The following is a 19619-nucleotide window of genomic DNA, read 5'->3' on the forward strand; positions in this document are numbered from 1 at the left end:
TTCGGCCGTTTTTTCCGGCGCCTTTTGTAAATGACATAGCAGCATATGCAGCCATGCGTAAGGGGCGTAACCTGCCCGGAAATGCCCCGAAATTCAGCGCTTGCATCGTGCCGCGACAGGTGGCATGGAACTATTGACGTCCTGGGGCATTAGCTTCTTTCGGATGTAGCGCGGGCCTCTCGGTTCGTGTTGCCCTTCAGGTTGTCAACGGGGGATTATCGGACGTTGCGCGAACAATTTTCGCCATCGGGGAGGGTGCGAAATCCGGTCGGAACGGCATTGCCGGGCCGAACGATGCCATTTTCTTCCCCTCATCGAAAGCGCCCTGTGCGCGCCGATCTCCAGCTTCGCAGATATTCCGGAATAATGACGCTGCAGCATGACGTGCCTGCGGATATTCTGCACTTGGCGATCCGTTCCGCACAGCGTCCGGTCCGGTTCACCGAAGGTTCAGGATAAGTCATAAATATAGCGTGGCCCGATTTTCGTGTGTGTTCCCGCCACGGACGAAATGCCGGTCAAGTCGAACAGGTTTCCATAAAGTTCAGAATACGAGCCCGATGTCATTTCATATTACCCCGACCGCCGCCGCCCGTGATTCCGAGACGAAGCAGATCGATCACAACGATTCGATCCGCGCGTCCTATATGACGGTGGAGGAACTGCATGATGCGGGCGCCGCGCTTTCGCGCGATGGCGCCGATAGCCTTCCCGGCTTCATGGAGTTCGATTTCTTCGAGCGTCATCGCGAGAACGAGAAGGAAATCCTCAGGGTCTATCGCACCACGGCCGTCGATGCGGAAAATGGCGCGACGATAACGCCGGCGGCGGAATGGCTGCTCGACAATCACTACGTCATCGAAGAGGCGATCCAGGAAGTCCGCCGCGATTTTCCGCGCAAATTCTATCGCCAGCTGCCGACGATGACGGTGGGCGGCGTGACTATCCCGCGGGTCATGGCGCTCGGCTGGCTTTATGTCGCCCATACCCACAGCACGGTTTCGCGCGAGAACATGACGGCGCTGGTGGATGGTTACCAGACGTCGAAGACGCTGCAGATCGGCGAATTGTGGGCTTTGCCGTCGATCATCCGTTTCGTTCTCATCGAAAATCTCCGCCGCATCTCCATCCGCGTGGAGCGTTCGCGCCGCATGCGCCAGAAGGCGAATGAGGTCGTCGATGAAATCATCCGTCTGAACGATGCGGAAGCCTCGGCAGCGCTTCTCAAGCAGGTCGATTCGCTGGTCGACGACCCGACTTTCGCGACGCAGTTCCTTTATCGTCTGAGAAACGGTTCGCAGACCTCCGGTTTTGCCGTTGCCTGGCTCGAAGAGCGTCTTCACGCTGCCGGTACCGATGCCGAAAACGTCATGATGTCGGAACATAATCGCTTAGCATCCGGCAATGTGACGATGGGCAACATCGTCAAGAGCCTGCGCGAAATCGACGATACCGAATGGTCGGTGTGGTTCGAGGAAGTCAGCCATATCGACAAGGTTCTGCGCGAAGAGACCGACTACGAGGTTCTCGATTTCGGTTCGCGCAACACCTACCGCAACACGATCGAGCTTCTGGCGCGCCGTTCTCCCAAGACCGAAGTCGAGGTTGCGCGCGCCGCTGTCGAAATGGCGCGTTCGGAGACGCCGGCCGGTGCGGATGAAACCCATCGCGTCAATGTCGGCTCCGTGCTTGTCGGCCAGCGCCGCTTTGAGCTTGAAAAGGCTTTGGGTTACCGGCCGTTGGTGTCGCAGCGTATCGTGCGCTCGATGCGCAAGTTCAACTGGCTGGCAATCGCCGCGCCGGTGCTGCTGATCACTGCGCTCGCCATGCTCGCTGTCGGCTGGTTCCTGGCGCAGGCCGGCATGCCCTGGTATGTTGTGACCGCCTTCCTGCTGATGTTCGCATTGCCGGCATCCGAAGGCGCGACCGGCCTCTTCAACACCCTCGTTACCTTCTTCGTGAAACCGTTCCGGCTGGTCGGATACGAGTTCAAGAACGGCATTCCGCAGGATGCCCGCACATTGGTCGCCGTGCCCTGCATGCTGACCAGCCGCGACAGCGTCGATGAGATGATGCGCAATATCGAGGTGCATTATCTCGCCAATCCGCATGGCGAGATTTATTTCTCGCTGGTGAGCGACTGGCGTGATGCGCAGTATGAACAGTCCGACGATGACCTCGAGATTCTCGACTATGCCAAGCGCGAGCTTGCGGCGCTGAACAGCCGTTATGCCTTTGATGGCAAGACGCGCTTTTACCTGCTGCACCGCCGCCGCCTCTACAATCCGGCCGAAGGCTGCTGGATGGGCTGGGAGCGCAAGCGCGGCAAGCTGCATGAGCTGAACATGCTGCTGCGCGGCGACAAGGACACGACCTTCCTCGGCGGTGCGAACATCGTGCCGACCGATGTCAAATACGTCATGACGCTGGATGCCGATACGCGTTTGATGCGCGATGCGGTGACCAAGCTCGTCGGCAAGATGCACCACCCGATCAACCGTCCGGTGATCGATCCGGTATCCGGACGGGTTGTCGAAGGCTACGGCCTGCTGCAGCCGCGCGTAACACCCTCGCTAACGACCGGCAAGGACGCTTCCGTCTTCCAGCGGGTCTTCTCGATCAACCGTGGTATCGATCCTTACGTCTTTACCGTTTCCGACGTCTATCAGGACCTGACCTCCGAAGGCACATTCACCGGTAAGGGTCTTTACGATGTGGATGCCTTCGAGGCGGCGCTGAAGGGCCGTATCGAGGAAAACTCCATTCTCAGCCACGATCTGCTTGAAGGCTCCTTTGCGCGCTGTGCGCTTGTGACCGACGTGGAACTGGTGGAAGACTTCCCGACCCGCTATGAGGTGGAAGTGTCGCGCCAGCATCGCTGGGCGCGTGGCGACTGGCAGCTTCTGCCCTTTATCCTCGATCGTGCCCGTGGCGTTACCGCCATCGGCCGCTGGAAGATGGTCGACAATCTGCGTCGCTCGCTGACGCCGATCGCCTGGTTCTTCGCCTCGATCCTCGGCTGGTATTTCATGGACCCGCTCGGTGCGCTGATCTGGCAGATTCTGCTGATCTTCTCGCTGTTCGTCGCGCCCACGCTTTCCCTGCTGTCCGGTCTCGTGCCGCGCTCCACCGATATCGTGCCGCAGGCGCATTTCCATACCATCTGGTCGGAAATCCGCGCCACCAATGCGCAGGTGGCGCTGCGTATCGTCTTCATCGCCGATGCCGCCTGCATGATGACGGATGCGATTGCCCGTTCGCTTTACCGCCTGCTCGTCAGCCACAAGCTGATGCTGGAATGGCGTACCGCCGCCAGCATGCAGTCGAGCGCGCAGGGTAGCATCGTCGATTATTACCGCCAGATGTGGCATGCGCCCGTGGTGGCGATGCTCGGCCTGCTGTTTGCGGCGCTGCCGGGCGACAACGCTTTCCTGATCGGTATTCCCTTCACGCTGCTCTGGGTTCTGTCCCCTGCCGTTGCCTGGTATGTCAGCCAGTCGGCTGAAACCGAAGACCGGCTGTTCGTTTCGGAACACGTCTCCTTCGAGCTTCGCAAGATCGCGCGCCGCACCTGGCGTTATTATGAGGCCTTCGTGACGCCGCAGGAAAACCACCTGCCGCCGGACAACTTCCAGGAAACGCCCGAGCCGATCGTCGCTTCGCGCACCTCGCCCACCAATATCGGCGTCTATCTGCTTTCCATCATTTCAGCCCGCCAGTTTGGCTGGATCAGCTTCGCCGATACGCTGGAGCGGATCGAGAACACGATCCAGACTGTCGAAAAGATGGAAAAGCATCGTGGCCATCTCTACAACTGGTATCATACCGACACCTTGCAGACGCTTGGACCGCGCTATGTTTCGGCGGTGGACAGCGGCAACCTCGCCGGTCACCTGATCGCGGTTTCGTCCGCCTGCCGTGATTGGGCGGAAGCGCCGTCCGCGCATCTTCAGGGCAATCTTGACGGTATCGGCGATCTTGCCGGCATTCTGCGTGAAACGTTGAAGGCGCTGCCTGATGACCGCAAGAACCTGCGCCCGCTGCATCGCCGCCTTGAAGAGCGCATTATCGGCTTCTCGAACGCTCTCGCCTCCGTCAAGCGCGAGCATGAATTCGCCTCGATCCGTGTCATCAATCTCGCGGTTCTTGCGCGCGACATCCAGAAACTCGCCACCAATGTCGATCACGAGGTGAAGTCCGCGCAGAGCGCAGAAGTGACCCGTTGGGCGCAATTGCTCGTCGATTGCTGCGAGGCGCATATTTCCGACAGCGCCATCGACCTCACCAATATGGAGCCGCTGCGCCAGCGCCTCGCATCGCTGCGCGACCGTAGCCGCAACCTCGCCTTCTCGATGGATTTCACTTTCCTTTACCGCAAGGATCGTCGTCTTCTGTCGATTGGCTACCGCGTCGAAAGCAAGGAGCTGGACGAGGCCTGCTACGACCTTCTGGCTTCTGAATGCCGCCTGACGAGCCTCTTCGCCATCGCCAAGGGCGATCTGCCGACCGAGCACTGGTATCGTCTCGGCCGCCAGGTTGTGCCGATCGGCGCACAGGGTGCGCTGGTCTCCTGGTCGGGTTCGATGTTCGAATATCTGATGCCGCCGCTTGTCATGCAGGAGCGTCAGGGTGGTATTCTCAACCAGACCAACAATCTGATCGTCAAGGAACAGATGAACCACGGCCGTCGTCTCGGCACGCCCTGGGGCATTTCCGAAGCGGCGTTCAACGCCCGCGATCACAACATGAACTATCAGTACACCAACTTCGGGGTGCCGACGCTCGGTCTCAAGCGCGGCCTTGGCCAGAATGCGGTGATCGCGCCCTATGCGTCGATCCTCGCCAGCCAGTACGATCCTGACAGTGCGCTGGAAAACCTCGACAAGCTGCGCAAGCTTGGCGCGCTTGGCCAGTACGGTTTCCACGATGCTGTCGATTTCACGCCGACGCGTGTGCCGGATGGCAAGGTCTGCGCGGTGGTCTACAACTATTATGCCCACCACCACGGCATGTCGATTGCGGCCGTCGCCAACGTCGCCTTCGATGGCGTGCTGCGCGAGCTCTTCCATTCCGATCCGGTGATCGAGGCGGCCGAACTGCTGCTGCAGGAAAAGGCGCCGCGCGAAGTGCCGGTCATGAGCGCGAAATACGAGCCGGAGACCCCCGGCAAGGAACAGGCAGACCTGCTGCGTGCGGAAGTGCGCTCCATTGCCGACCCGGCTGTGCGCGACCGCGAAGTGGTGTTCCTGTCGAATGGCCACTACTCGACCATGCTCACCTCCACGGGTGCCGGTTATTCGAAGTGGAACGGGCAGGCCATTTCCCGCTGGAAGGCTGATCCGACCGAAGATCGCTGGGGCACCTTCATCTTCCTGCGCGACACCACCAATGGACAATGGTGGAGCGCGACGGCCGAGCCGCGCGTTATCGAAGGTGAAAAGACCAAGACGATCTTCACCGATGACAAGGCCGAGTTCCACAAGACCACCGGCGATCTGCAGAGCGTGGTCGAGTGCATCGTCGCCACCGAGCACGATGCCGAAGGCCGCCGCGTCACGCTGCTCAATGTCGGTTCCGAGGATCGCTATATCGAAGTGACCTCCTATATGGAGCCGGTCATTGCGTCGGAGGATGACGACAACGCCCATCCGCTGTTCTCCCGCATGTTCGTGCAGACGGAGATCGGCCGCCGCGGCGATGTTATCCGCGCCTGGCGCAACCGTCGCAGCCCGAACGAGCCTGGCACCGTCATTGCGCATCTTGCCGCCGACAATGCCGGCCCGTCGCGGCCGACGGAATTCGAGACGGATCGCGCCAAGTTCATCGGTCGCGGACGCTCGCTGCGCGAGGCGGCGGCTTTCGATGCCGGTGCAACGCTTTCCAGCACCGACGGTTTCACGCTTGATCCGATCCTGTCGCTGCGCCGCACCGTGCGCGTGCCGGCGGGCAAGAAGGTGAGCGTGATCTTCTGGACGATTGCTGCGCCGAGCCGCGAGGAAGTCGACAAGGCAATCGACCGTTACCGTCATCCGGACGCCTTCGCACATGAACTCGTGCATGCCTGGACGCGTACGCAGGTACAGATGCGCCATGTCGGTGTCACCTCGCAGCAGGCGGCCGCCTTCCAGCATCTCGGCCGTTATCTGACCTATCCCGACATGCATCTGCGGGCGGATTCGGAAACCCTGAAAACGGGTCTCGCCTCGCAGCGCGCTTTGTGGCCGCTTGCGATTTCGGGCGATTTCCCGATCTTCAGCCTGCGCATCAACGACGATATGGACATGGATATCGCCCGTGAGGCGCTGAGCGCCCATGAATATCTGCGCTCGCGCGGTGTGATCTTCGATCTCGTCATCGTCAACGAACGGGCCGCGTCCTATGCACAGGACATGCAGCATGCGCTGGATCATATTTCCGAGGCGCAGCGCCGCATCAATCCCGCCGATGGCGGACGTCCGCACGTATTTTCCGTGCGCCGCGACCTGATGGATGAAGAGACGTGGAGCGCGCTTCTCGCCGCTTCCCGCGTCGTTCTCCATGTGCGCAACGGCAAGATCGTCGACCAGATCAACCGCGCGGTATCGCTGTTTGCGGCCCATCGCGGTCCTGACGGCACGAGCGATGCTGCACAGGCCCGTCTGCCTGTGCCGGTTTTCCCTGTGGCGGAGCCGGTGGAGGATGCGGGCGATCTCGATTTCTGGAACGGTTTCGGCGGTTTTGCCAGAAGCGGTCAGGAATATGTCGTGCGCCTCAATGGCGGGCAGTCCACGCCACATCCGTGGATCAACGTCATCTCGAACGAGAATTTCGGCTTCCATATTTCGGCCGAAGGCGCCGGTTTCAGCTGGAGCCGCAATTCGCGCGACTATCAGCTGACACCCTGGAGCAACGATCCGGTCATCAACCGGCCGGGCGAGGCCTTCTATGTCGCCGATGTGGAGACAGGAAAGCTCTATACGCCCTGCGCCGCGCTGTCGCGCGATCCTGAAGCCATGTTCGAAACCCGCCATGGCCTTGGTTACTCCGTGCTGACAGGTGTGGCCGATACGCTTGAGGTGGAGCTGACGCAGACCGTGGACCGTGAAAAACCGGTCAAACTCTCGCAGGTCATCGTTCGCAACAAGGGTTCGAAAAGCCGCCGGCTGAAGGTCTATGCCTATGTGGAATGGGTGCTCGGCAATAACGGCCAGAAATCCGCGCCGTTCATTCTGAGCAGGCACGATGCCGGCAACAATGCGATCTTCGCGTCGAACCCCTACAGCATCGACTACAGCGCCCGCACCGCTTTCCTGACGCTCGACAGCGAGGCGAGCGGCTTCACGACCAGCCGTCGGGAATTCATCGGTCGCTTCGGGTCGGCGCAGGCGCCGCAGGGCATCGTGTCCGGCCCCGCACTCAGTGGCAGCACCGAGGTCGACGGCGATCCCTGTGCTGCGCTGATGCAGGAAATCCACCTGAAGCCCGGCGAAGAGCGGCACATGACCTTCATTCTCGGCGATGCCGACAATGCGGAAGAGGCCGAAGCGCTGGTAAAGGATGTTCGCAAGGCGGACTTCCAGACGGTGCTGGATGAGAGCAAGGCGTTCTGGACGGGCTTTACCGGTCAGTTGCAGGTTTCCACGCCGGATGCCGGCTTCAACCACATGGTCAACAACTGGCTGCCCTATCAGGCGCTGGCCTGCCGCATTCTGGCGCGTACCGCCTTCTACCAGTCGAGCGGTGCTTTCGGTTTCCGCGACCAGTTGCAGGATACGCTGGCCTTCCTGCTCTACCAGCCGGATCTCGCCCGCAAGCAGATCCTGCGTGCGGCAGGCCGCCAGTTCCCGGAAGGCGATGTGCAGCACTGGTGGCTGCCGCTGACGGGCGCTGGTGTTCGCACCACCATTTCGGACGATGTGGTCTGGCTCGCTTATGCGATCAACCAATATGTCTCGGCCACGGGTGATGCGGCCATCCTCGATGAAAGCATCCCCTTCCTGAAGGGTGCGGCATTGATGCCCGGCCAGCATGACGCCTTCTTCCAGCCTGAGACCAGCGACAGATCCGCCACGCTTTACGAGCATGCGGCGCTGGCGCTCGATCTTGCCATTCATCGCACTGGCGAAAATGGCCTGCCGCTGATCCTCGGCGGCGACTGGAACGACGGCATGAACCGTGTCGGCGTGGGCGGTAAGGGCACCAGCGTCTGGCTTGGCTGGTTCCTGTCCGGAGCGTTGCGCGATTTCATCGAGATTGCGGAAAAGCGTGGCGATACCGACCGCGTCGGCAAATGGGCGGCGCACCGGGAAAGGCTGCGCAATGCGCTGGAAACAGCGGGTTGGGATGGCAGCTACTACCGGCGCGGTTATTTCGATGACGGCACGCCGCTCGGTTCCGCCGAAAGCGAGGAATGCCGGATCGATTCGCTCGGTCAGAGCTGGAGCGTTCTCTCCGGCGAAGGCGAAGAGGCTCGGTCGCGGCAGGCGATGGATGCCGTCATGGAGCATCTGATCGATGAGCAGACCGGCATCATCCGGCTGTTCACGCCGCCCTTCTCGCGTGCGCCGCATGATCCGGGCTACATCAAGGGATATCCGCCGGGTGTGCGCGAAAACGGCGGACAATATACCCATGCGGCGACCTGGGTGGTTCTTGCCCTTGCGAAGCAGGGTAGGGCGCAGGAGGCATGGAACTGCTTCAAGCTGCTCAACCCCGTCAATCATGCACTCGATGCGGCAGCGTCGGAAACCTATCGGGTCGAACCCTATGTGGTGACTGCGGATGTCTACGGTGAAGGCGCTTATGCGGGCCGTGGCGGCTGGAGCTGGTACACGGGTTCCGCCGGCTGGCTCTACCGCGCCGCCGTCGAGGGCATTCTCGGCATCACCCGCACCGACGGCAAGCTGCATATTTCGCCGTCGCTGCCGGAGGACTGGAGCGGCTTCTCGGTGAAGATCACGCTCGACGGCAAGGCCAGGGACATCGTCGTAAGCCGCAAGGCCGATACGGCGGAAGTCTCCGTTTCCGTCGATGGCAAGGCCCTGTCGGCAGATGATCGGGTGATCGCCTTCGACTGATACGATCAGGTCTCCGTTCGCCTTTAAACTCAGGCTCCCGTGGTAACGCGGGGGCCTGAATTTTTATGAGGCTACCCTGGTCCCCGGCTCAGCTTACGGGTCGGATCTTGGCACGGAAGCCCGGGCTCCTTCGCGGCGTCGGCTGGAAGGTCCTGCAGCACCGAGATAGGGTCATATTGGCGAAGGTTTTGATGGCGCGGTGCCGGATCGTCCGGTGCGGACTGTCTCGTCAATCTTTTCGAGAAAAGCAGCAGTCGCGAATAGTCGGTCGATCGGAAGGGAGTTATCTTGCAATTCAGCGCATCTTTCACAGAACTTGCACTGTTGGCGTTGCTCGCCATTCTTTCCCTGGCGTTGTCCTGCTGGTTGGCGCGCTACCCACGGAAAACGAGCGTCGGAATAATGCTTGGCGTGGTGCTTGGAATTTTCCTGACCAATCTCGCAGCAGGTATCGTTGCCTTTCTGGGAAATCTCCTCCCCTTGGGGCAGATCGATTTCTGGCTGGCAAGTTCCTTGACCGGAATTCTTCGGTAGGCGACCTGTGATCCGGCGGGGCCGTCGGGAAGTGCACAAAGAAAAAGGGCGGACAACATGCTGTCCGCCCTGTCTTCATTCCGTCAGTCAGACTCTCAGGAGGCGATGGCCTTTGGCCGGGGTTGCTGGTTTTCGTCTTCCGTCAGCAGGCCGCTGGTGCGCAACAGCGAGGTAAAGCGTCCGCCGCGCTGGCTTAGCTCATCGAAGGTGCCCTTTTCGATGATCCGGCCCTGATCGAGGAAGAGGACGAGATCGGCATCGCGGACCGTGGAAAGGCGGTGGGCGATGATGAAGGTCGTGCGGTTCTTTCTCAGCGCGTCGACAGCGGCCTTTACCCGGGCTTCCGTTTCCACGTCCAGCGCACTGGTCGCTTCGTCGAGAACCAGAATGGGAGCGTTCTTCAGGATGGCGCGCGCAATGGCGATGCGCTGGCGCTCGCCGCCGGACAGGCGGTTGCCGCGTTCACCCACCTGGGTCAGATAGCCGTTGATGCGGCTGTCGATGAAATCCGTCGCCGCTGCGGCTGCCGCTGCTTCCACCACTTCCGCATCGGTGGCCGATTCACGGCCGAGGCGGATATTTTCGCGAATGGAGCGGTTCAGCAGGCCGGCATCCTGAAACACCGTGGCGATGGAGTTGCGGAGCGAATTTTTCGTCACCGTCGAAATATCGGTTCCATCGATCAGAATCTGGCCGGAATCGGGATCGTAGACCCGCTGCAGGAGATTGATGAGCGTGGTCTTGCCGGCGCCCGTCGGTCCGACGATAGCGACTGTCTCGCCGGCCTTGGCCGTGAACGAAACGTCGTGAACGCCCTGCTTGGTGTTGGCGAAACCGAAATTGATGTTGCGGAACTCCACAGTGCCGGAGACGTTCGACAATTCGCGCGCATCGCCCGGTTCTTCCCGTTCCTTGACGGAATCTTCCAGCACGAAGAAGTCCTCGAGCTTGGCGCGGGCTTCGAAAATCTGCGTCACGAATTGGCGCATCTGGTCCAGACGGCCGATCAGGAGATTGGCGAAGCCGATGAAGGCGATGACATCGCCAACGCGCAACTCGCCATTCTTCACCAGCACGGTGCCGATGACGAGGATGATCATCATCGAAACGGTGGAGGCCGTGCGGTTCAGAGCACTGGCGAAGGCCCACCAGTCCAGCACCGGATATTGCGCGCTCAGCAGCTTTTCAGTGAAAGATTTCAGCGCTTTCGTTTCGGCCTCGATTCGGTTGTAGCTGTGCAGCACCGAGACGTTGCTGATGGAATCGCTGACATGGGCAAAAACGCTGTGATAGTGTTCTTCAACCGAAGCCTGGCCGTCCTTGGTGCGGCCCATCACCCACTTACCGATGAACCAATAGACGATACCGAGGCCGATCAGCACGAAGCTGAGACGCAGGTCCATGGACATAGCGGTCGGCACCAGCAGCACCAGTGCGACGAAGGTGGCCAGATGCGTGCGCATGAATTCGAGCCAGAGGCCGAACAGCGTTTCGCTGGCGCGCAGCAGCGTGTGCAGGGCATTGGATGTGCCGCGCTGATGGTGCCAGGAAAGCGGCATGGAGATGATGCGCCCGAAGGCTTCCGTCAGGAGCGAAGCGCGCCGGCCATGGGCCAGCCGGTCTGCCTCGCGGGCGACAGCCACATAAGCGACGGTGTTGAAGACACCGAAACCCGCCCAAAGAATGAGAATGGGCGTGACATTGGTGCCGGAAGAGATGGCGTCGATGATCCGGCCGAACAGCACCGGTTCGGCGATGGTGATCGCTGCAAGAATGACGTTGGCGATGACGACCACCGTCACCCGCCATTTATGTACGGTCAGATAGCGCAGAGCGCGTGTGTAAACCTGAAACAAGGTCAAATTTTCAATCCAGTCCGAGCGTCTTTTTCGAGCGGTTGTTTGTTCGGCCTCAAGGCAAGTTATTTTAGCAAGGTTGCATGAGACGGCGAAATTTGTGTAATTATCGCTCTTTCTGTCTGAATGGCGGCTTAACAGATTGACCGCGCGTGCGAACCGAAAAAAACCAAACCCGATGTTTCCCGGGGCCTGCCGTCACAAGATTTCGCATCTTCGTTTCAGGGATTGCTAACGACGATATGTTCAATCTCAACCGACCGGCGCCCGAGTAACATGACGTCATCGCGGGACCACGTCCTTCGTGTCATTCCCTTCAAGCCAAGCTCCGGACCACGTGTCTTTATGCATGATATTCTTCACTTCATCTCTGCGTGTTACCAGGCGGGAAGCGCCGACCGCGTTCGTTCCGAATTTGCAACGCTCATTCGCGAATACGGTTTCGAATATTTTCTCGTCAGCAGGCGGATGACCGGGGAGCTCGCCTCCACCGGACACATCCTTGCGCAACATCTTCCCGAAGGCTGGCTGGAGGTCTACAGGGCCAAGAAATACAATCTCGTCGATCCCGTCCGCAAGGTGATCGGCATGGTGCACAAGCCGTTTCAGTGGAAGGAAGCGCTGGAGGGCCTACCGCGTGCGATGCATCGCAAAAGGGCGAGCGTCTTTTTCCACGATGCCGGCCGGTACGGTCTACAGGGCGGCTACGCCTTTCCCGTGCACGGCCGTGCGGGCTTCATCGGTGCGGTCTTCATTGGCGGTCAGGATCGGCAATTGCCCTCTTTGCAGGTGGAACTGCTCGATGCGGCCACGCGTGCCGTGTTCTGGCGCCTGCTCGATCTTTCCGGGCAGGCTCATGGCTTCAGCAATGCCCCTGACGTTTCCGCTCTCGAGCTTACAAAGCGCGAAATGGAGGTCCTGACGCTGATGGCGGACGGTATGACCTCCACCGAAATTGGACGCCAACTATCGATCTCCAACCACACGGTCGACTGGTATATCAACGGAATTCAGCGCCGTTTCAGCGCCAAGAACCGGCAGCATACGGTCGCGCTTGCTTTTCGTCATGGTTTGCTGAGCTAGCGCAAACAGGACAGTTCTCGCCGGAATTGCCCTTTCCAAGACCGGGTTTTGCTGCTTAATTCCGCAGTGCAGCAGAAATTTTGTTTTGGCGTGTGGGGAGACCGTCTTGAAAATATCGAAAATACTTGTTGCCAACCGATCCGAAATTGCGATCCGCGTTTTCCGGGCAGCGAACGAGCTTGGGATTAAAACCGTTGCGATTTGGGCGGAAGAAGACAAGCTGTCTTTGCACCGCTTCAAGGCGGACGAATCCTATCAGGTCGGCAGGGGTCCGCATCTCGCCAAGGATATGGGACCGATCGAGAGCTATCTTTCGATCGAGGAGGTTATTCGCGTAGCCAAACTCTCCGGAGCGGACGCGATCCATCCCGGTTACGGTCTTCTGTCTGAAAGCCCCGAATTCGTGGAGGCCTGCAACCAGGCCGGCATCACCTTCATCGGACCGACGGCGGATACGATGCGCCAGCTCGGCAACAAGGTGGCTGCACGCAATCTGGCGATCTCGGTCAACGTCCCCGTTGTTCCCGCTACCGATCCGCTGCCGGACGATATCGCCGAAGTGGAGCGCATGGCCGAGGAAATCGGTTATCCGGTCATGCTCAAGGCGTCCTGGGGCGGTGGCGGTCGCGGCATGCGCGCCATCCGCAAGAAGGAAGACCTTGCACGCGAGGTGACGGAGGCCAAGCGCGAGGCGAAAGCCGCTTTCGGCAAGGACGAGGTCTATCTCGAAAAGCTGGTCGAGCGTGCGCGCCACGTCGAAAGTCAGATTCTCGGCGATACGCATGGCAATGTCGTGCATCTGTTCGAGCGTGATTGTTCGATCCAGCGCCGCAATCAAAAGGTGGTCGAGCGTGCGCCCGCGCCTTATCTCACCGAAGCGCAGCGTCAGGAACTTGCGGCCTACTCCCTGAAGATCGCCGCCGCGACCAGCTATATCGGCGCCGGCACTGTCGAATATCTGATGGATGCCGATACCGGCAAATTCTACTTCATCGAGGTTAATCCGCGCATCCAGGTGGAGCATACCGTCACCGAAGTCGTGACCGGTATCGATATCGTCAAGGCGCAGATCCATATTCTCGAAGGCGCTGCCATCGGCACCGCGGAATCCGGCGTGCCGCGCCAGGAGGATATCCGTCTCAACGGCCACGCGCTGCAGTGCCGTATCACGACGGAAGACCCGGAACATAACTTCATTCCGGATTACGGCCGTATCACCGCCTACCGTTCCGCTTCTGGCTTCGGCATCCGTCTGGATGGCGGCACTTCCTATACCGGCGCTGTCATCACCCGCTATTACGATCCGCTGCTCGTCAAGGTAACGGCCTGGGCGCCGCAACCGGATGAGGCGATCAACCGCATGGACCGCGCGCTGCGCGAATTCCGTATTCGCGGCGTGGCAACGAACCTCACCTTCCTCGAAGCCATCATCGGTCACGACAGCTTCCGCAACAATACCTATACGACCCGCTTCATCGATTCGACGCCGGAACTGTTTGCGCAGGTCAAGCGTCAGGACCGCGCCACCAAGCTCCTGACCTATCTTGCCGACGTGACCGTCAACGGCCACCCGGAAACCAAGGGTCGCGCCAGGCCGTCCGAAAAGGCGGCAAAGCCCGTCGTTCCTTATATCGATGCGCCGACGCCCGATGGCACCAAGCAGTTGCTGGACAAGCTTGGCCCGAAGGGCTTTGCCGACTGGATGCGCAATGAAAAACGCGTTCTTGTCACCGACACGACCATGCGCGACGGGCACCAGTCGCTGCTGGCCACCCGCGTTCGCACCCATGATATTGCCCGCGTCGCCAGCGTTTACGCCAAGGCGCTGCCGCAGCTTCTTTCGTTGGAATGCTGGGGTGGGGCGACGTTCGACGTTTCCATGCGCTTCCTGACGGAAGACCCATGGGAGCGTCTTGCGCTGATCCGCGAAGGCGCGCCGAACCTGCTGCTGCAGATGCTTCTGCGCGGCGCGAATGGCGTCGGGTACAAGAACTATCCCGACAACGTCGTGAAATACTTCGTCCGTCAGGCTGCAAAAGGCGGGGTCGATCTTTTCCGCGTCTTCGACTGCCTGAACTGGGTGGAGAATATGCGCGTCTCGATGGATGCGATTGCCGAGGAGAACAAGCTCTGCGAGGCGACCATCTGCTATACCGGCGATCTGTTGAATTCAGCTCGTCCGAAATACGATCTCAAATATTATACCAACCTTGCCGCCGAGCTTGAAAAGGCCGGGGCTCATATCATCGCCGTCAAGGACATGGCGGGCCTGTTGAAACCGGCCGCCGCCAGGGTTCTGTTCAAGGCGCTGCGTGAGGCGACCGGTCTGCCGATCCACTTCCACACCCACGATACCTCGGGCATTTCCGCCGCGACCGTTCTTGCGGCCGTGGATGCCGGTGTCGACGCCGTCGATGCTGCAATGGATGCCTTCTCGGGCAATACGTCGCAGCCATGCCTCGGCTCGATCGTGGAGGCGCTGGCGGGGTCGGAACGCGATACGGGTCTCGACACCGAATGGATCCGCCGCATTTCCTTCTATTGGGAGGCTGTGCGCAACCAGTATGCCGCCTTCGAGAGCGATCTCAAGGGACCGGCCTCGGAAGTTTATCTGCACGAAATGCCGGGCGGCCAGTTCACCAACCTCAAGGAACAGGCGCGTTCGCTGGGTCTCGAAAGCCGCTGGCACGAGGTGGCGCAGGCCTATGCCGACGCCAACCGGATGTTCGGCGATATCGTCAAGGTGACGCCGTCCTCCAAGGTCGTCGGTGATATGGCGCTGATGATGGTCAGCCAGGATCTGACGGTGGCCGACGTTGAAAACCCTGATCGTGAAGTGTCTTTCCCGGAATCGGTGGTGTCGATGCTGAAGGGCGATCTTGGACAGTCGCCCGGCGGCTGGCCGGCAGCCCTGCAGAAAAAGGCGCTGAAGGGCGAAGCACCCTATACGGTTCGTCCGGGTTCGTTGCTGGAAGACGCAGATCTCGATGCCGAACGGAAGGTGATCGAGACCAAGCTGGAGCGCAAGGTCGACGATTTCGAGTTCGCGTCCTATCTGATGTATCCGAAGGTATTCACGGATTTCGCGCTGACAGCCGAGACCTATGGCCCGGTTTCCGTGCTGCCCACCCATGCCTATTTCTACGGCATGGAGGATGGCGAGGAACTGTTTGCCGATATCGAACGCGGCAAAACGCTTGTCATCGTCAATCAGGCCTCGTCCGGCACGGATGACAAGGGCATGGTGACGGTGTTCTTCGAGATCAACGGTCAGCCACGCCGCATCAAGGTGCCGGATCGTGCCCATGGCGCTTCCGGCTCCGCCGTGCGCCGCAAGGCCGAACCCGGCAATGCCGTCCATATCGGCGCGCCGATGCCGGGCGTGATCAGCCGCGTTTTCGTCAACCAGGGCCAGGACGTCAAGGCCGGCGACGTGCTGCTTTCCATCGAGGCCATGAAGATGGAAACCGCGCTTCACGCCGAACGCGATGGCAAGATCGCAGAAGTTCTGGTGCGCCCCGGCGACCAAATCGATGCGAAGGATCTGTTGATCGCTTACGGGGAATAAAGCCGTATCCGATCATTGATGAGTGTCAGACGCCCGCCTCTCCGGCGGGCGTTTTTTGTTGCGCAGCCGTAAAAACTCGAATATGCATGTTCGTGCACGTTTATTCCTGTTTATGCATGAGTTCCGATGAGCGATCATTTTGTCAGCGAGCGGCAGGCGCTCATCCTTGCGCAGTTGCGGCAAAGCGGCCGGGTGCTGGCGCAGGATCTCGCGCAGAATTTCGGCGTTTCCGAAGATACAGTGCGCCGCGACCTGCGTGAGATGGCAGCCCGGGGAGAATGCCTGCGGGTTTATGGCGGGGCGTTGCTTTCCGACAGCAAAACGGTGCCGCTGAAGACGCGCATTGCCGAGGATGCCGACCGCAAGGCCCTGCTGGCGCGCGCCGTTGTCCCGCTTCTCGAGCCGGGCATGGTCGTCTTCATCGATGCCGGTTCCACCAATCTCGCCATTGCAAGGGCGCTTCCTGCCGGGTTCAACCTGACGGTGGTGACGAATACGCCCGCCATTGCCGCTGAACTGACGGGGCGGGCCGATATCGATCTGGTGCTGATCGGCGGCAAGGTCGATCCGGCCGTAGGTGCTGCGATCGACGCCATGGCGCTTCGGCAGCTCGAACTGATGCGGCCCGATCTCTGCATTCTCGGTGTCTGCGGCGTTGCGGCCGAGACGGGTCTGTCTGCGGATGTTTTCGAGGATGCGGTGTTCAAGCGGCTTGCCTGCAGCGCCAGCCAGCGGATTGTCGCCGCCATCACCACGGAAAAGCTCGGCCACAGGGCAGCTTTCCATGTGCATGATTTCTCCCCACCTCTTTCCCTCGTGCTGGAGCAGGATGCCGATCGCGCATTCGTCGAGGCGCTGTCGGCAAAGGGCGTACAGGTTTATTGCGGCGATGATGACGTCGCTCAGTTTTCTCATGGTCAAGTCTGAAGGATATTGCCGATGAATGGCCCCACGACATTTTCGCCGACAGGCATACGCTCGTCCTATCTGACGCGGCACAGGCTGGGCGTTTCCCTGCTGTTCTTGATGAACGGTTTCATGATGGGGTCATGGGCGCCCAAGATTCCGGAATTTGCGGCGCGCCTGTCCCTCAGTGAGAGCGCGCTCGGCCTAATCATTCTGGTTTTCGGTATCGGCTCGCTGGTTTTCATGCCGATTGCCGGTTCGCAGATCGCCCGTTTCGGCTCGCGTACGGTGAGCCTTGTCACTGCGGCGATCTTTTTGCCGACTCTGCTTTTCATTTCCTGGGCGGGCACGGTGTGGGCCGGGGTGATTGCGGTGTTTCTGTTCGGCGGGCTGACGGGGGCGATGGATGTCGCCATGAACGCCAATGCGGTAGCGGTGGAACGAGATATGCGCCGCGCCATCATGTCGTCGTGCCACGCCTTCTGGAGCCTTGGCGGCCTGATCGGCGCCGGTCTTGGCGGTTATCTCATCACGACCATCGGTGTGCAGGGGCACGCCATTGCGCTGACGGTCATCGCACTCTTGCTGCTGGTCATCGCGTGGCCGCGCGTCCTTGCGGATCGTCCGCATCCGGAGGAAGAGCGCCCGAAAGGTGGCCTGCCGCTGACGCCGCTGCCGTGGATCATCGGCCTGATGGCGCTGTTCTCGATGATCCCTGAAGGCGCTATCCTCGACTGGGGCGCCCTTTATCTGCGCAATGAACTCGGTGCTTCGGTGTCGCAGTCCGGTTTCGCCTTCGCGGCCTTCTCCATGACCATGGCGGCCATGCGGTTTGCCGGCGATCTGGTGCGTGACCGCTTCGGCGCCGTGACGACTCTGCGCTTCTGTTCGGCCATGTCGATTATCGGTCTTATGATTGCCGGTCTTGCGGGAAATTCCACTATCGCGATCATTGGCTTCGCGATTGCCGGCATCGGCATTTCCAACATGGTGCCCATTGCCTTTTCCGCCGCCGGCAACATGCCCGGACTGGCGCCCGGCATTGGTCTCTCGGTGGTCACCACCATGGGCTATTCCGGTATTCTGGTGGCGCCGTCCGCCATCGGTTTCATCGCCGAGCATACCGGTCTTGCCAGTGTCTTCATCGCCCTGCCGCTTTTGCATGTGGTGGTTCTGCTGCTTTCGCGGCTCGCCCGCCATGCGGATGGCGCGGGCAAGGAATAGGCGTCTCGAATTTTGCCATGATTGCGGTAAAGTAGAAGCTCTCATGCGTTGGGTGTTGACAAGCAGGCCCCCTTGTTTCACCTCAATTGCCAGACCTTGCCGCAAGCTCCAGAGACCGCCATGACGTCACATGCCGATTACGATCCCAAGCCCCGCCGCGCATCCGTCGCCGTAGACGTGGGCGGTGTCATCGTCGGTGGCGGCGCGCCCGTCGTCGTGCAGTCGATGACCAACACCGATACGGCGGATATCGATGCCACCGTGCAGCAGGTGGCGGCGCTCTTCCGGGCCGGTTCGGAAATCGTGCGCATCACCGTCGACCGCGACGAGAGCGCGGCCGCCGTGCCGAAAATCCGCGAGCGGCTGCTGCGGCTTGGGCTTGATGTGCCGCTTGTCGGCGATTTCCATTATATCGGCCACAAGCTTCTGGCCGATCATCCGGCCTGCGCCGAAGCTCTGGCGAAATACCGCATCAATCCGGGCAATGTCGGCTTCAAGGACAAGAAGGACAAGCAGTTCGGCGAGATCGTCGAAATGGCGATCCGCTACGACAAGCCGGTGCGAATCGGCGTCAACTGGGGGTCGCTCGATCAGGAACTTCTGACGACGCTGATGGACAAGAACAAGGAGCAGGGTTTCCCTCTCTCCGCCCGTCAGGTCACGCGTGAGGCCATCGTTCAGTCCGCGCTGATTTCCGCCGAGCTTGCCGAAGAGATCGGCCTGCCCCGCAACCGCATCATCCTGTCGGCCAAGGTCAGCCAGGTGCAGGACCTGATCGCCGTTTATTCCATGCTGTCGGAACGTTCCGACCACGCCCTGCATCTCGGCCTAACCGAAGCGGGCATGGGTTCCAAGGGCATCGTCGCCTCGTCCGCCGCCATGGGTTACGTCTTGCAGCACGGCATCGGCGATACGATCCGTGTTTCGCTGACGCCGGAGCCGAATGGCGACCGCACCCGCGAAGTGCAGGTGGCGCAGGAATTGCTGCAGGTCATGGGTTTCCGTCAGTTCATTCCGGTCGTTGCGGCATGTCCCGGCTGCGGGCGCACCACGTCCACCGTTTTTCAGGAACTTGCCCAGAATATCCAGAACGATATTCGCAAGAACATGCCGATCTGGCGTGAGAAATATCCGGGTGTCGAGGCGCTGAATGTCGCCGTCATGGGCTGTATCGTCAACGGCCCCGGTGAAAGTAAACATGCCGATATCGGCATTTCCCTGCCCGGAACCGGCGAAAGCCCGGCAGCGCCCGTCTTTATCGACGGTGAAAAGGCGCTGACCCTGCGTGGTCCCAATATCGCCGCCGATTTTGAAGCGCTTGTGATCGATTACATCGAAAAGCGTTTTGGCCGGAAAGATGCGGCGGAGTAAAGAGTACCGTGAAAAGGCCGG

General features: G+C 60.4%; 8 protein-coding genes. 7 read left to right on the plus strand and 1 reads right to left on the minus strand.

Features of this window, described 5'->3' with window-relative positions; genetic code table 11:
• The first annotated feature begins 560 nt into the window (after window positions 1–560).
• A complete protein-coding gene (locus L901_RS20215; RefSeq protein WP_059759813.1) occupies window positions 561–9056 on the plus strand; it encodes a GH36-type glycosyl hydrolase domain-containing protein in 8496 nt (2831 codons plus the stop codon).
• A gap of 288 nt (window positions 9057–9344) precedes the next feature.
• The gene (locus L901_RS20220) at window positions 9345–9590 is read left to right on the plus strand and encodes a hypothetical protein (protein WP_059759815.1); all 246 of its coding nucleotides are present in this window, start codon (window positions 9345–9347) and stop codon (window positions 9588–9590) included.
• Between the two features lie 95 nt (window positions 9591–9685).
• Here L901_RS20220 and L901_RS20225 read toward each other — a convergent pair whose 3' ends face one another.
• Entirely contained in the window at window positions 9686–11452 is a 1767-nt protein-coding gene (locus L901_RS20225) for a glucan ABC transporter ATP-binding protein/ permease (protein ID WP_003520317.1), read from the minus strand.
• A gap of 339 nt (window positions 11453–11791) precedes the next feature.
• On the opposite strand from L901_RS20225, the gene L901_RS20230 reads away from it, so the two are divergent.
• From L901_RS20230 to ispG, 5 genes are all read left to right on the plus strand, one after another.
• Complete coding sequence (locus tag L901_RS20230) at window positions 11792–12529, plus strand: LuxR family transcriptional regulator (protein WP_059759817.1); 738 nt, start codon at window positions 11792–11794, stop codon at window positions 12527–12529.
• A 106-nt stretch (window positions 12530–12635) separates the two neighbouring features.
• Window positions 12636–16097: a pyruvate carboxylase gene (gene pyc, locus L901_RS20235; RefSeq protein ID WP_059759818.1), complete on the plus strand. Its 3462-nt coding sequence runs from the start codon at window positions 12636–12638 to the stop codon at window positions 16095–16097.
• A 126-nt stretch (window positions 16098–16223) separates the two neighbouring features.
• Window positions 16224–17024, plus strand: coding sequence for a DeoR/GlpR family DNA-binding transcription regulator (locus L901_RS20240; protein ID WP_059759820.1), 801 nt, complete (start codon window positions 16224–16226; stop codon window positions 17022–17024).
• A gap of 12 nt (window positions 17025–17036) precedes the next feature.
• Window positions 17037–18227 (plus strand): MFS transporter, encoded by a 1191-nt coding sequence (locus L901_RS20245; protein ID WP_059759822.1) that lies wholly within the window; start codon window positions 17037–17039, stop codon window positions 18225–18227.
• Between the two features lie 120 nt (window positions 18228–18347).
• Window positions 18348–19598 (plus strand): flavodoxin-dependent (E)-4-hydroxy-3-methylbut-2-enyl-diphosphate synthase, encoded by a 1251-nt coding sequence (ispG, locus tag L901_RS20250; protein ID WP_020010805.1) that lies wholly within the window; start codon window positions 18348–18350, stop codon window positions 19596–19598.
• Window positions 19599–19619: the final 21 nt, after the last annotated feature.

This window comes from Agrobacterium sp. D14, assembly GCF_001526505.1.
Lineage (GTDB): Bacteria > Pseudomonadota > Alphaproteobacteria > Rhizobiales > Rhizobiaceae > Agrobacterium > Agrobacterium leguminum.

Excerpts from the sequence above, each read along its gene's own strand:
- ispG (WP_020010805.1), top strand. The coding sequence starts at position 18,348 with ATGACGTCACATGCCGATTACGATCCCAAGCCCCGCCGCGCATCCGTC.
- L901_RS20245 (WP_059759822.1), top strand. The coding sequence starts at position 17,037 with ATGAATGGCCCCACGACATTTTCGCCGACAGGCATACGCTCGTCCTAT.
- L901_RS20240 (WP_059759820.1), top strand. The coding sequence starts at position 16,224 with ATGAGCGATCATTTTGTCAGCGAGCGGCAGGCGCTCATCCTTGCGCAG.
- L901_RS20215 (WP_059759813.1), top strand. The coding sequence starts at position 561 with ATGTCATTTCATATTACCCCGACCGCCGCCGCCCGTGATTCCGAGACG.
- L901_RS20230 (WP_059759817.1), top strand. The coding sequence starts at position 11,792 with ATGCATGATATTCTTCACTTCATCTCTGCGTGTTACCAGGCGGGAAGC.